The organism is Mycobacterium sp. TY814 (genome assembly GCF_030755175.1).
Classification (GTDB): Bacteria; Actinomycetota; Actinomycetes; order Mycobacteriales; family Mycobacteriaceae; genus Mycobacterium.
Genome location: NZ_JAUFRY010000004.1, coordinates 503,354 through 515,254 on the forward strand (window position 1 = coordinate 503,354; position 11,901 = coordinate 515,254).

Here is an 11,901-nt window from a genome sequence, read left to right on the forward strand (position 1 = left end):
CAGAGGTCCCGAGAGGTATTTGTGCAGGTAACAAGCGTCGGCCATGCCGGCTTTCTGATCCAGACCCGGGCGGGCAGCATCCTGTGCGACCCCTGGGTGAACCCCGCCTACTTCGGCTCGTGGTTCCCGTTTCCCGACAATTCGCCGGCTTTTTCAGGCCTGGACTGGGACGCCCTGGGCGACTGCGACTACCTGTACGTCTCTCATCTGCACAAGGACCATTTCGACGCCGCGCTGCTGACGGCTCACGTCAACAAGGACGCGGTGGTGCTGCTGCCGGATTTCCCGGTGCCCGATCTGCGACACGAGTTCGAGAAGTTGGGGTTCCACCGATTCTTCGAGACCACGGACTCGGTGAGCCACCAGTTGTCCGGCCCCAAGGGCGACCTCGACATCATGATCATCGCCCTGCGGGCACCGGCGGACGGTCCGATCGGCGACTCGGCGCTGGTGGTGTCCGACGGGGAGACCACGGTGTTCAACATGAACGACGCGCGTCCGGTCGACCTGGACGTGCTGGCCGCCGACTTCGGGCACATCGACGTGCACCTGCTGCAGTACTCGGGGGCGATCTGGTACCCGATGGTCTACGACATGCCGGCCCGCGCCAAGGAGGCGTTCGCCACCCAGAAGCGGCAGCGCGGCATGGACCGGGCCCGGCAGTACATCGCCCAGGTCGGAGCCACCTGGGTGGTGCCGTCGGCCGGCCCCCCGGCGTTCCTGGATCCCGAACTGCGCGCGCTCAATGACGACCACGACGATCCGGGCAACATCTTCCCGGACCAGATGGTGTTCCTGGACCAGATGCGCCGCCACGGCCACGACCGCGGGCTGCTGATGATGCCCGGCTCGGTCGCCGACTTCACCGGCCCGCAGCTGAACTCACTGCAGCACCCGCTGCCCATCGAGGAAGTGGAGGCGATCTTCACTACCGGCAAGGCCGACTACATCGCCGATTACGCCGAGCGCATGGCGCCGGTGCTGGCCGCCGAGAAGGCCGGCTGGGCTCCCGCCACCGGCGAGCCGTTGCTCGAACCGTTGCGGGCGCTGTTCGAGCCGATCATGTTGCAGAGCAACGAGATCTGCGACGGCATCGGTTACCCGGTGGAGCTGGTGATCGGCCCCGAGACGGTGATCCTGGACTTCCCGAAACGCGCCGTGCGCGAAGCCATTCCCGACGAGAAGTTCCGCTACGGGTTCGAGATCGCACCGGAGTTGGTCCGCACCGTGCTGCGCGACAACGAGCCGGACTGGGTCAACACCATCTTCTTGTCGACCCGGTTCCGGGCCTGGCGCGTGGGTGGTTACAACGAATACCTGTACACGTTCTTCAAGTGCCTGACCGATGAGCGGATCGCCTACGCCGACGGCTGGTTCGCCGAGAGCCACGACGATTCGGCATCAATCACGTTGGACGGCTGGGAGATTCAGCGGCGCTGCCCGCACCTGAAGGCCGACCTGTCGAAATTCGGCATCGTCGAGGGCAATACGCTGACCTGCAACCTGCACGGCTGGCAATGGCGATTGGACGACGGCCGCTGCCTGACCACCCGGGGTCACGAGTTGCGGAGCCGGCGGACATGAGCACCGCGGCCGACCTGTGCTACGACGACGGCGCCGTGCAACTGGACCAGCTGGCGATCACGTTGCGCCGCTATCACTTTCCCTCGGGCACCGCGAAAGTCATCGGCCTGGACCAGGTTCGGGGATACAAGGCCGAGCCACTGGGGCTGCTCACGGTTCGATTCAACATCTGGGGCAGCCCGGACCTGCGGCGCTGGTTGCCGTTGGACCTCTACCGCCCGCTCAAGTCGACGCTGATCACCCTGGACATACCGGGGTCGCAGCCGGCCTTCACGCCGGCGCGTCCCGACGAGTTCCTCGCCTGCCTCGACGAGCTGCTCGCGCAACGCGGCTGATTCCCTCGCCGACTGTGCGGCGGGCCGCACGCTCGGCGTCGAGGGTGCGGCTGGCCGCACGCCGGGCGCAGAACGAGCTAGCGGTCTTCGAGCGCCGCCTTGCCCGCGTTGTAGCCCGGTGTGAACGTGATGCCCGGACCCCCGTGACACCCGGCGCTGCCCAGATACAGGCCCCGCACCGGAATGGGTTGTCCGATATAGCCTCTCGGGCCCGGTCGATTCTGCCCGATCTGATCGGAGCTCAGCAGGCCGTGGCAGTAGTCCCCGCCGGGCGCACCGAACATCACCCCCATGTGCTTGGGCGTGAAGGTGGTGTGGCGGGTGATGCTGCGCTCGAAATTCGGCGCCAGCCGGGTGATCTTGTCGATGACCCGCTGCCCCATCTCGACCTTGGCCTGGCCGTAGTCGGCGCCCCCTTCGATGGGGAACCACAGCGCGAAGGCTGACGCGGCGTGCTTGCCCTGCGGGGCGAGATCCGGATCGTGCACCGAAGGGATCTGCAGCACCAGCGTCGGATCCGCCGGTACGATGCCGCGGCGGCAGTCCTCCCACTGCTGCTGGACCTCCTCCGGTGTGCAGAAGATGCCGATCGACGCCTGCATGGTCGGGTCGTTGAGCGCCTCGTAGGGAGCGACGAACTCCGGCGCCTCGTCCAGTGCGAAGTGCATCTGCAGGTAGCTGCCGCGGTGGTCGATGCGCCCGTAGCGTTCCCGGATCTCGGCGGGCAGCAGCGACGGGTCGATCAGGTCGTTGACCGTGACGTCGGGCGCCACCGAGGAGACGACGATCGGGGCGCTCAGCGTGTCCCCGGCCTCCGTCCGCACGCCGGCCACCCGGCCGTCCGCCACCAGGATCTCGGTCACCTTGGACCGCAACCGCACTTCGCCGCCGTTGTCCTCCAAGACCTGCGCCAGGTGCGCGGTCAGCGCCCCGATCCCCCCGCGCAGCTTCTTCATCTGGACGAAGTCGCCCTCGGGAATTCCCAGCCCGAAAGCCAGGGCGGCGGCGCTGCCCGGCGTGGAAGGACCGCGGTAGAGGGTGTTGACGGCCAGCACCGTCATCGACCCCCGGATCGCGCCGTGCTTCTCCCGGTCCGGGAAGTACCGGTCCAGCACGTCGGTGACGGAGCCGAACAGCATGTCGTCGATCGCGGAGCGCTCGAATTCGTTGGTGGCGCAGGCATACATCTCGTCGAAGGTCTTGGGCAGCGTGCCCGCCTCGAAGCGGCCCAGCGCCCGGGTCGGCGCCTGCGCCCACATCAGCAGACCGCCCATCCCGGCCACCGCATCCGCGCCGTGCACCTCGTTGAGGTGGGCGAACATCTTCATCGGATCGCTGTACTGAACGAGAGGATCGTCGCCGACCCCGCGCAGTGCTACCGACATCACCTCCAGGTCCACCGTCGGCAGCGCGTCGAGCCCGAGTTCGCTGATCACCTCCGCCGAGGTCGGGAACTGCACCGAGCCGGCGATTTCGAAGTGATACCCGTCGAACAGCTCCACGGTGGAGGCCATGCCGCCCGCGTAGAGCTTGCCGTCCAGGCAGACGGTGCGCAGACCCGCCCGCTGCAGCATCACCGCCGCGGTCAACCCGTTGTGGCCCGCGCCGATGACAATCGCGTCGTACTCGTTCCCAGTTTCAGACATGCCGACCTCCTGGATGGGAGGCTGGCACGCAGGCGAAGTTTTGTCAATTATGACGAAACTTAGGCGGTCGCCCAGGTGGCCCAGGAGTCGCTGATGCCCGTCCGCAGGGATTCCAGCGCCACGTGACTCATCCGGGCCAGCTCGCTGAGCGAGCGGTCACCGCCCAGCATCCAGGCCTCCATCGCCCCGAAGATGGCCGCCGCGATGCACCGTGCGATCACCGTGCTGCGCAGCCGCGCGTCACCGGGCTGACCGTTGGTGCAGCTACGACCGAGCAGCTGCGCCTGGATGGCGTCGGCCAGATCGGCCTGCACGTCCCGGATGTGCCGGACGATCCGGCCGGGATCGATTTCGCCGCCGCGCAAGGTCGCAATCTTGGTCACGGCCTCCACGTCATAGGGAAACGCGAAGACAGCCGCCTGCACCGAGTCGATGACCGCCTCGTCGACCGGGCGGGCATCCAGCACAGCCCGAAACCAGTTCAAGCCGGTGTAGTCGGCGAACAGCAGATCGTGCTTGGAGCTGAAGTGCCGGTAGAAGGTCCGCAACGAGACTCCGGCGTCGGCCGCGATCTGCTCGGCCGACGTATCTTCCACGCCCTGGGCCAGGAATCGCACCACGGCCGCCTGGCGCAGCGCCTCCCGGGTGCGCTCGCTCCGCGCCGTCTGAGCCGGCCTGACCATGGCAGTAAGGTACCCCAGCCGGTCAGGAATACGTTATGACAATATTGACAAAACTTCGCGGGCCGGGTGAGACTGCGGCCATGGTGTCTCTCATCGCCCACGCCGTCCTGGGTATCGCCGTCATCTTCTGGATCGTCTCCTCCAACCGCCAGGTGTATGCGCGGCCGGCCGTCGGTCCGCTGTTCTCGCCACTGGAAATCACGTACTACGTCGTCGGCATCGCCTCTGTCGCGCTGGGCTGGTACTTCAACATTCGTTTCGTGCAGGAGTACGCCCACATGGGCGTACACAACCCACTCTGGGGTCCGGGCAGCTGGACGCAGTACATCCAGCTGATGTTCACCAACCCGGCCGCCGGCTCGGCCGGCCAGGACTACACGATCGCGAATGTGATTCTGCTGCCGCTGTTCTCGATCACCGACGGCTACCGCCGCGGATACAAGCGGCCCTGGCTGTTCTTCGTGAGCAGCCTGTTCACCAGTTTCGCGTTCGCGTTCGCCTTCTACTTCGCCACCATCGAGCGCCAGCACCGGCACGAGCGGGCCGCGAGCGTCCGGGTGCCCAAGGTCAACGCCTAGGCACTGATCCCGTCGTTGCGGTAGTCGCCCTGGTGGTGCCAGGTCTGGTTCCCGCCGCGGCGTTTCGCGACGTACATCGCCGCGTCGGCAGCGCAGATCAACTCGTCGAGCGAGGTGCGGTCATCGAATGCGGCGCGCGCGTCGAGTGCGGCGACCGGCTGCCGATCGGCGCCCGCGGTGCCAACGCTGGCGGTGAGGCCGAACGGCAGCGCGGCGATGGCGTCACACAGCCGCTGCGCCCGGCGCTGGACCTCATCGGGGTCGCAGAAGTCGGCGATGACGAACTCCTCACCACCCACCCGGGCCAGCAGCGCGGTGTCGTCGGTGCACTCCCGCAAGGCACGCGCAACCGCGACCAGCGCGGCGTCGCCCGCGCTGTGTCCGTGTTGATCGTTGAGGAACTTGAAGCGGTCCAGGTCGATCATCGTCACGACGAGGCGTGCGGAGAGCTCGCGGTCCTGCGCAATGCGGGCTTTGACATAGCGGTCGAACGCGCGCCGGTTGAGCAACCCGGTCAGTTGATCGCGTTCCGCACGCATCGCATCGGCGCCAAGCACATAGACGACCGCCTGAATGCCGAAGGGGACCGCAAGGTTGAGCAGCAGCACGAGCGACAGTCCGCACGCTGCGCCGACGACGTGGTACACGGCGGCAATCCGGAGTCCGGCAGAGGCGGCGACCACAATCGCGACCGCAAAGTTGTAGGCCATCAGCCGCGGGGTGTGGAAGAGCGCGATGTAGAACGCCATTGCCGCAAAAGTCGTGCACGTGAACATTTCGACGATGGGATCGCTCTGCGCCAGGGCGATCAACGCGATGCTGGCGTTTGAGACCACCGCGAACGTGATCGCCTGCACGCGGGTCGGCCAGCACACGGCCCACAACAGCGAGCCCGCCGCGGCGCCGACGCTGGCGGCGACGGCACAGGCGATCTGGATCCCTGTCTGCGGCCCGGTCGGCGTCCAGATGGTTGCGAGGGCGTCGAGGACCAGCCCGCCGGCAATGACCGAGATGATGGACCGGGCCAAGATGCACATTCGTCGCGCTTCCAGCAGCGAACTCAACTGGTCGTAGTGGTCCGCGCGTCTCCACCACACGCCAAGCAGCCCCATGACGCTTCCCCCCACCACAGGCCCGGAAGAATCGCAGCGCGGCCGCCGGTCCACTTCAGCAAATGTTCACACAGAATGCCCACATTTGCCGTCGGCTAATGCTCAGCCGGCAGGTTCGAGAATTTCGGTGCCCACGAAGGGCACCAACGCCGCCGGCACGCGCACGCTGCCGTCGGGCTGCTGGTGGTTCTCCAGGATCGACACCAGCCAGCGGGTGGTGCCCAGCGTCCCGTTGAGCGTGGCCGCGGTCTGCGGCTTGCCGTTGGCGTCGCGGTAGCGCGTGGCCAGCCGGCGGGCCTGGAAGGTGGTGCAGTTCGACGTCGAGGTCAGCTCCCGGTAGGTCGCCTGGGTGGGCACCCAGGCTTCGCAGTCGTACTTGCGCGCCGCCGACGAGCCGAGGTCGCCCGCCGCCACATCGATCACCCGGTAGGGCACTTCGATATGCGCCAGCATTTCGCGCTGCCAGCCCAGCAGCCGTTGATGCTCGGCCTCGGCCTCCTCCGGCCGGCAGTAGACGAAGCCCTCCACCTTGTCGAATTGGTGTACCCGGATGATGCCGCGGGTGTCCTTGCCGTAGCTGCCGGCCTCGCGCCGGAAACACGACGACCAGCCGGCATACCGCAGCGGCCCGTTGGTCAGGTCCAGGATCTCCCCGGAGTGGTAACCGGCCAACGGCACCTCCGAGGTGCCCACCAGGTAGAGGTCGTCGGCCTCGAGCCGGTAAATCTCGTCGGCGTGCGCGCCCAGGAAGCCGGTGCCTGACATCACCTCCGGACGAACCAGCACCGGCGGGATCATCGGGATGAAACCGTTCTCGACGGCCACCCGCAGTGCCAGTTGCAGCAGACCGAGCTGCAGCAGCGCGCCGCGTCCGGTCAGAAAGTAGAACCGGGAGCCCGACACCTTGGCGCCGCGTTGCATATCGATCAGCCCCAGCGATTCGCCGAGCTCGAGGTGGTCCTTCGGGTCGGTCAACGGGGGCGGCTCACCGACCACCTCCACGACGGCGTAATCGTCCTCTCCCCCGGCCGGGACCCCGTCGATGATGACGTTGGAGATGGCCATGTGGGCGGCGGTGAACGCCGCCTCGGCCGCAGTCTGATCGGCCTCGGCGGCCTTGACCTGCTCGGCGAGGTCCTTGGCGCGCTGCAACAGCGCCGGGCGCTCCTCGGGGGACGCCTTGCCGACGCTCTTGCTGGCGGCCTTCTGTTCGGCACGCAGCGAGTCGGCGGCCGAGATCGCCGCGCGGCGCGCGGTGTCGGCGCTCAACAGGGCGTCTACCAGGGCCGGGTCCTCACCGCGGCTGAGTTGCGAGCGTCGTACGGCGTCGGGCTCCTCCCGGAGGAGCTTGAGGTCGATCACGGCCGCAAGACTACTTCCCGGGTCTCTGCCGGATCTCACATGCGCAACGATTTTCACGCCTCTGCACCGGTCCTGTCAGAATGGAGCCGATGTTGGACGCGCCCGAGAAAGAACCGGTACCCGACCCTGCCGCCGACGAGGCGCCAGAGCCGTCGGTTGTCGAGGAATCCCAGGCGGCCGACACCCTCGAACCCCAGCAGCCCGCGCAGCGGTCCCGCTGGCCGCGCTCGCTGCAGGCATCCTCGACCCGACGAGGGTTGCTCCTCACCGCGCTGGGCGGCCTGCTCATCGCCGGTCTGGTAACCGCGCTGCCCACCGTGGGCACCGGCCCCGGACGGCTGGCCGGTTTCATCGACAGCAACCCGGTGCCCAGCACCGGGTCCAAGGGCAACGCCGCGTTCGCGCGTGCCAACAGCGGCGACTGTCTGAACTGGCCGGACGGCACGCCGGAGTCGGCAAGCATCGTCAACTGCGCCGACGACCACCGGTTTGAGGTCGCCGAGTCCGTCGATATGCGCACCTTCCCCGGCACGGAGTACGGCCCCAGCGCCGCGCCCCCCTCGCCGGCCCGCATCCAGCAGATCAACGCCGAGCAGTGTGATCCGGCGGTTCGCCGCTACCTGGGCCCGAAGTTCGACCCCAACAGCAAATTCACGGTCAGCATGCTGTGGTCGGGCGACCGGGCCTGGCGCCAGAACGGCGAGCGCCGCATGCTGTGCGGGCTGCAGCTGCCCGGCCCCAACAACGAACAGGTCGCCTTCAAGGGCAAGGTCGCCGATATCGACCAGTCGAAAGTCTGGCCGGCGGGCACCTGCTTGGGTATCGACCCGGCGACCAACCAGCCTGTCGATGTGCCGGTGGACTGCTCGGCTCCGCACGCCATGGAGGTCACCGGCACGGTCAACCTCGCCGAGAAGTTCCCCAACGCGATGCCACCGGAAGCCGAGCAGGACGGTTTCATCAAGGACGCGTGCACCAAGATGACGGACGCCTACCTGGCGCCCATCAAGTTGCGCACCACGACGTTGACGTTGATCTACCCGACGATTTCACTGCCCAGCTGGTCGGCGGGCAGCCGCGAGGTCGCGTGCAGCATCGGCGCGACCCTGGGCAACGGGGGCTGGTCCACACTGCTCAACAGCGCCAAGGGGCCGCTGCTGATCAACGGTCAGGCGCCGGTGCCGCCGCCGGACATTCCTCAGGAGCGGCTGACCCTTCCGCAGATCCCGGCGCAGCTGCCGACTCAGCAGCCGTCGGCGCCGCAGCCTCAGCAGCAGACACCGCCCACCCCGCAGGGTGACCAGCATCTGCCCAACCAGCAGCCGGTGGTGACGCCCACCCGGGCGCCCTCGTCTCCGGCGAGCCAGGCACCCTCCCCCACCCAGGCACCACCGCCGGCCGACGGAGGTGCGCCGGCCCAGGCGCCCGACGGCGCGCCGGCCAACGAACCGCCTCCCAATTAGCCGGTGGCCGTGGGGATGGACCCGCAGCGGTTCGACGAGTTGGTCTCCGATGCACTCGACTTGATCCCGACCGAGCTGACCGCCGCGATGGACAACGTCGTGGTGCTGGTCGCTGACCGGCATCCCGAGGAGGATGACCTGCTCGGACTGTACGAGGGGGTGGCGTTGACCCAGCGCGACTCCGACTACGCCGGAGCGCTGCCGGACACCATCACCATCTATCGCGACGCGCTGCTGGACGTCTGCGAATCCGACACCGACGTAGTCGAGCAGGTCGCGATCACGGTGATTCACGAGATCGCCCACCACTTCGGCATCGACGACGACAGGCTCGATGAGCTGGGTTGGGCCTGATTGCCGGGCTCCGAGTAGGCGCGGCAACCAAGTTCTGTCGGCCCACGGTGCTATGAACGGCATATGAGCACAGGCTGCCGCGATTGCCGGGCAGGCTTAGATCACTGCCACGGCACCGTCATCATTCACTGGTCGGGCCGGCCGGAATGCACCGAGCCGGACTGCGTCGCCCCGGAGTTGTTCACTCACGCATTCGTCGTCGACTGCGACGTCGTCGGTTGCGCCTGCGCCGAGTCGTTCGCGGAACCGATCAGATCAGCGCATGGGATCGGTGCTTGACGCCACGGGGTCTTTCCCGGCGTCCTTCGACCGGTCCGCGATGCCGGGTTCGGGATAGAACGGCGGCGTCAGGCCACCCCAGCGCACGCAACTCCATCGCCCATCGGTGATGGGAGCCAGCGCCACCGATTCGGCGTTGTCCAGCGGATTGTCAAGGACAAAGGTGCCGTCCACGCCCGCCAGCACCGCCGCCGCCAGCCGGATCGCCGCGCCGTGGCTGACCACCACGATGTCGCCGTCGAAGCGTTCGTCGTCCAGATAGCGCATGCGCAGCTCGGTGAGCACCGGCACGTACCGCGCCAGGACGTCGTTGGCGGTTTCGCCGCCAGGCAGCGCCACGTCCAATTCGCCGAGATGCCAGCGCTTGTAGATGGCCTGGAACTCGGCGACCGCCTCGTCGTCGTTGCGGTTTTCCAGGTCACCGACCTGCACCTCGTGGATGCCGGCCACCTCCTGAGCCGGTAGGTCGAGTTCAGTGGCAATGACCGCCGCGGTTTGCGAGGCCCGGACAGCCACGGAATGCGCCAGGATGGCCGGGCGACTGTGCCCGCCGCGCGCGAACGCCCGCGCCTGATCACGCCCCAGCGGGGTCAGTGCCGCTCCCGGCGGCAGGGTGTCCAGCCGTCGTTCGACGTTGCCGAACGATTGCCCGTGGCGCACCAACACCAACCGGCCGCTCATCGTTGTATCTCCCCATGTCGCAGCCCCGCCAGCCAGCTCGAAGCCTCTTCCGAAGCCGGCGGGAGCACCCCCGCAGCCTGACCCGTCGGCCAGGAACCCAAATAACGCACATCGGCACAACGACGGTGCAACGCCATGAGTGCCTGAGCGACCGCATCGTCATCGATGTGGCCGACGCAATCCACGAAGAACATGTACGTGCCCAGCCCGGTACGGGTGGGACGCGACTCGATCCGGGTGAGGTCGATGCCGCGCATCGCGAACTCGGTCAGCGCCTGCAACAACGCCCCCGGGACGTTCTCGATCCGCAACACCGCCGCGGTGCGATCGGCGCCGGTGCGGGCCGGCGGCGGACCGGGTTGTCCGATCAGCACGAAGCGGGTGCGCGCGTTGGACTCGTCGACCACGCCCTCGGCGATCACCTCCAGGCCGCGGTGCGTCCCGGCCAGCGGTGTGGTGACTGCGGCATCGACCCCGCCGTCGGACACCTGCTGCGCGGCGTCGGCGTTGGAGTAGGCCGGTTTGAGCTCGGCGGCGGGCAGATGGGTGCGGACCCAGCGCCGCACCTGCGCCGCGGCCACCGGGAAAGCGGCCAGCGTGCGCACGTCCGCGGCGGTGCGGCCGGGCCGGACCACGATGCTGAACGACACATCCAGCGTGGTCTCGGCGTAAATCTGCAGCGGTGAACCGATGGCCAGGCTGTCCAGAGTGGGCGCCAGCGACCCGTCGATCGAGTTCTCGATGGGCGCGCAAGCGTAGTCCGCGGCGCCGTCGCGCACCGCGTCCAGGGCGGCGGGCGTGCTGTCGACAGGCAACGGCTGCAGCGCCTGCGGGTCATGGCCAGGAACCAGCCCGTTAGCGGCCATTTTCAGCAGAGCGGCCTCGGTGAACGTCCCCTCCGGACCGAGGTAAGCGATGCGGGCCACGACACAACCCTAACGGCGCGGGTCCGTCGCGCCGGGCCTTGCTCCGCCCGCCCGGCTAAGTTACCTTAGGCTTACCTAACAAACAGGAGGTTACGGTGCTACCGGTCGCATATCCGACACCCACCACCGCCGAACGCATTCGCAGCGCCTGTTCACGGGCCGATGGTGCCCTGCTGGCAGTCGAGGGCCAGGAGCCGGTGACTGCGCCCGTCCACCACCTGCTGCACGACGGCTCCTTCGCCGTGGCCGTTCCCCGCGCGGGTGCCACCGACCTGCAATGCGGCACACAGGCGTTGCTGGAACTCACCGACTATGCGCCGCTTCCGGTCCGCGAACCCGTGCGTTCGCTGGTATGGGTGCGGGGTCAGCTGCACCGGATTCCACCTGGTGCGGTGGCCAAGATGCTGGACCTGATCGCCACCGAGGACCCGAACCCGGTGCTGCTGCAGGTAGATACACCGAGGTCGACGGCGTCGGACGACGATGAACCGCGGTACACCCTGCTCCGCCTGGTGATCGACTCCGTCGTGGTGACCGATGCCACCGGTGCCGAGCCGGTCTCCGTCCGCGACCTGCTCGCCGCCCGGCCCGACCCCTTCTGCGAGATCGAGTCGACGTTGCTGTGGCACCTCGCCACCGCGCACAACGACGTCGTCGCCCGGCTGGTCTCCCGGCTGCCGGCGCCGCTGCGCCGTGGTCAGGTAAGCCCTCTGGGCCTGGACCGCTACGGCGTGCGGTTCCGCGTGGAAGGCAACGACGGTGACCGTGACGTCCGGCTGCCGTTCCACAAGCCGGTCGACGACATGAACGGTCTGCGTCAGGCCATCCGCGTTCTGATGGGATGCCCGTTCGTCAATGGGCTGCGCGCACGCCGATAACGGGCTTGGCGACGTAAGTT

13 protein-coding genes are annotated in these 11,901 nt (G+C 67.8%); 7 read left to right on the top strand and 6 right to left on the bottom strand.

Annotated features, from left to right (window positions below):
* The first annotated feature begins 21 nt into the window (after positions 1–21).
* Positions 22–1,584: an MBL fold metallo-hydrolase gene (locus QXH22_RS27550; RefSeq protein WP_306277565.1), complete on the top strand. Its 1,563-nt coding sequence runs from the start codon at positions 22–24 to the stop codon at positions 1,582–1,584.
* A complete protein-coding gene (locus QXH22_RS27555; protein WP_306246688.1) occupies positions 1,581–1,919 on the top strand; it encodes a hypothetical protein in 339 nt (112 codons plus the stop codon). Before QXH22_RS27550 ends, QXH22_RS27555 begins: the two co-directional genes overlap by 4 nt.
* 77 nt (positions 1,920–1,996) lie before the next feature.
* Here the strand turns inward: QXH22_RS27555 and QXH22_RS27560 are convergent, their stop codons facing one another.
* Together QXH22_RS27560 and QXH22_RS27565 are read right to left on the bottom strand one after the other, a co-directional pair.
* Positions 1,997–3,565, bottom strand: a complete 1,569-nt coding sequence (locus tag QXH22_RS27560) for an NAD(P)/FAD-dependent oxidoreductase (RefSeq protein WP_306246686.1) — start codon at positions 3,563–3,565, stop codon at positions 1,997–1,999.
* Positions 3,566–3,624: 59 nt separating this feature from the next.
* Entirely contained in the window at positions 3,625–4,248 is a 624-nt protein-coding gene (locus tag QXH22_RS27565; RefSeq protein ID WP_306277566.1) for a TetR/AcrR family transcriptional regulator, read from the bottom strand.
* 80 nt (positions 4,249–4,328) lie between these two features.
* Here QXH22_RS27565 and QXH22_RS27570 point away from each other — a divergent pair, with 80 nt between their 5' ends.
* Positions 4,329–4,826, top strand: coding sequence for a DUF2834 domain-containing protein (locus QXH22_RS27570; protein ID WP_306246681.1), 498 nt, complete (start codon positions 4,329–4,331; stop codon positions 4,824–4,826).
* Here QXH22_RS27570 and QXH22_RS27575 read toward each other — a convergent pair.
* Complete coding sequence (locus tag QXH22_RS27575; protein ID WP_306277567.1) at positions 4,823–5,938, bottom strand: diguanylate cyclase; 1,116 nt, start codon at positions 5,936–5,938, stop codon at positions 4,823–4,825. The two genes, QXH22_RS27570 and QXH22_RS27575, sit on opposite strands and share 4 nt — an antisense overlap.
* 102 nt (positions 5,939–6,040) lie before the next feature.
* Complete coding sequence (serS, locus tag QXH22_RS27580; RefSeq protein WP_306277568.1) at positions 6,041–7,300, bottom strand: serine--tRNA ligase; 1,260 nt, start codon at positions 7,298–7,300, stop codon at positions 6,041–6,043.
* Between the two features lie 80 nt (positions 7,301–7,380).
* On the opposite strand from serS, the gene QXH22_RS27585 reads away from it, so the two are divergent.
* From QXH22_RS27585 to QXH22_RS27595, 3 genes are all read left to right on the top strand, one after another.
* Positions 7,381–8,763, top strand: a complete 1,383-nt coding sequence (locus QXH22_RS27585) for a septum formation family protein (protein WP_371934328.1) — start codon at positions 7,381–7,383, stop codon at positions 8,761–8,763.
* A 3-nt stretch (positions 8,764–8,766) separates the two neighbouring features.
* A complete protein-coding gene (locus tag QXH22_RS27590) occupies positions 8,767–9,117 on the top strand; it encodes a metallopeptidase family protein (RefSeq protein ID WP_306277570.1) in 351 nt (116 codons plus the stop codon).
* A gap of 63 nt (positions 9,118–9,180) precedes the next feature.
* Entirely contained in the window at positions 9,181–9,396 is a 216-nt protein-coding gene (locus QXH22_RS27595; protein ID WP_306246673.1) for a hypothetical protein, read from the top strand.
* On the opposite strand, the gene QXH22_RS27600 is transcribed toward QXH22_RS27595, so the two are convergent.
* On the bottom strand, positions 9,373–10,077 hold the full coding sequence (locus tag QXH22_RS27600) for a histidine phosphatase family protein (protein WP_306277571.1): 705 nt from the start codon (positions 10,075–10,077) through the stop codon (positions 9,373–9,375). The genes QXH22_RS27595 and QXH22_RS27600 overlap by 24 nt on opposite strands.
* The gene (gene pheA / locus QXH22_RS27605) at positions 10,074–11,003 is read right to left on the bottom strand and encodes a prephenate dehydratase (protein ID WP_306246669.1); all 930 of its coding nucleotides are present in this window, start codon (positions 11,001–11,003) and stop codon (positions 10,074–10,076) included. The genes QXH22_RS27600 and pheA overlap by 4 nt, the downstream gene beginning before the upstream one ends.
* Before the next feature lie 95 nt (positions 11,004–11,098).
* On the opposite strand from pheA, the gene QXH22_RS27610 reads away from it, so the two are divergent.
* A complete protein-coding gene (locus tag QXH22_RS27610; RefSeq protein WP_306277572.1) occupies positions 11,099–11,881 on the top strand; it encodes a DUF2470 domain-containing protein in 783 nt (260 codons plus the stop codon).
* Positions 11,882–11,901: the final 20 nt, after the last annotated feature.

What these genes read in the sequence shown, in the direction of transcription:
- QXH22_RS27595 (WP_306246673.1), top strand. Translation starts at nt 9,181, where the DNA reads ATGAGCACAGGCTGCCGCGATTGCCGGGCAGGCTTAGATCACTGCCAC.
- QXH22_RS27565 (WP_306277566.1), bottom strand. Translation starts at nt 4,248, where the DNA reads ATGGTCAGGCCGGCTCAGACGGCGCGGAGCGAGCGCACCCGGGAGGCG.
- QXH22_RS27600 (WP_306277571.1), bottom strand. Translation starts at nt 10,077, where the DNA reads ATGAGCGGCCGGTTGGTGTTGGTGCGCCACGGGCAATCGTTCGGCAAC.
- QXH22_RS27555 (WP_306246688.1), top strand. Translation starts at nt 1,581, where the DNA reads ATGAGCACCGCGGCCGACCTGTGCTACGACGACGGCGCCGTGCAACTG.
- QXH22_RS27585 (WP_371934328.1), top strand. Translation starts at nt 7,381, where the DNA reads ATGGAGCCGATGTTGGACGCGCCCGAGAAAGAACCGGTACCCGACCCT.
- QXH22_RS27575 (WP_306277567.1), bottom strand. Translation starts at nt 5,938, where the DNA reads ATGGGGCTGCTTGGCGTGTGGTGGAGACGCGCGGACCACTACGACCAG.
- QXH22_RS27570 (WP_306246681.1), top strand. Translation starts at nt 4,329, where the DNA reads ATGGTGTCTCTCATCGCCCACGCCGTCCTGGGTATCGCCGTCATCTTC.
- QXH22_RS27560 (WP_306246686.1), bottom strand. Translation starts at nt 3,565, where the DNA reads ATGTCTGAAACTGGGAACGAGTACGACGCGATTGTCATCGGCGCGGGC.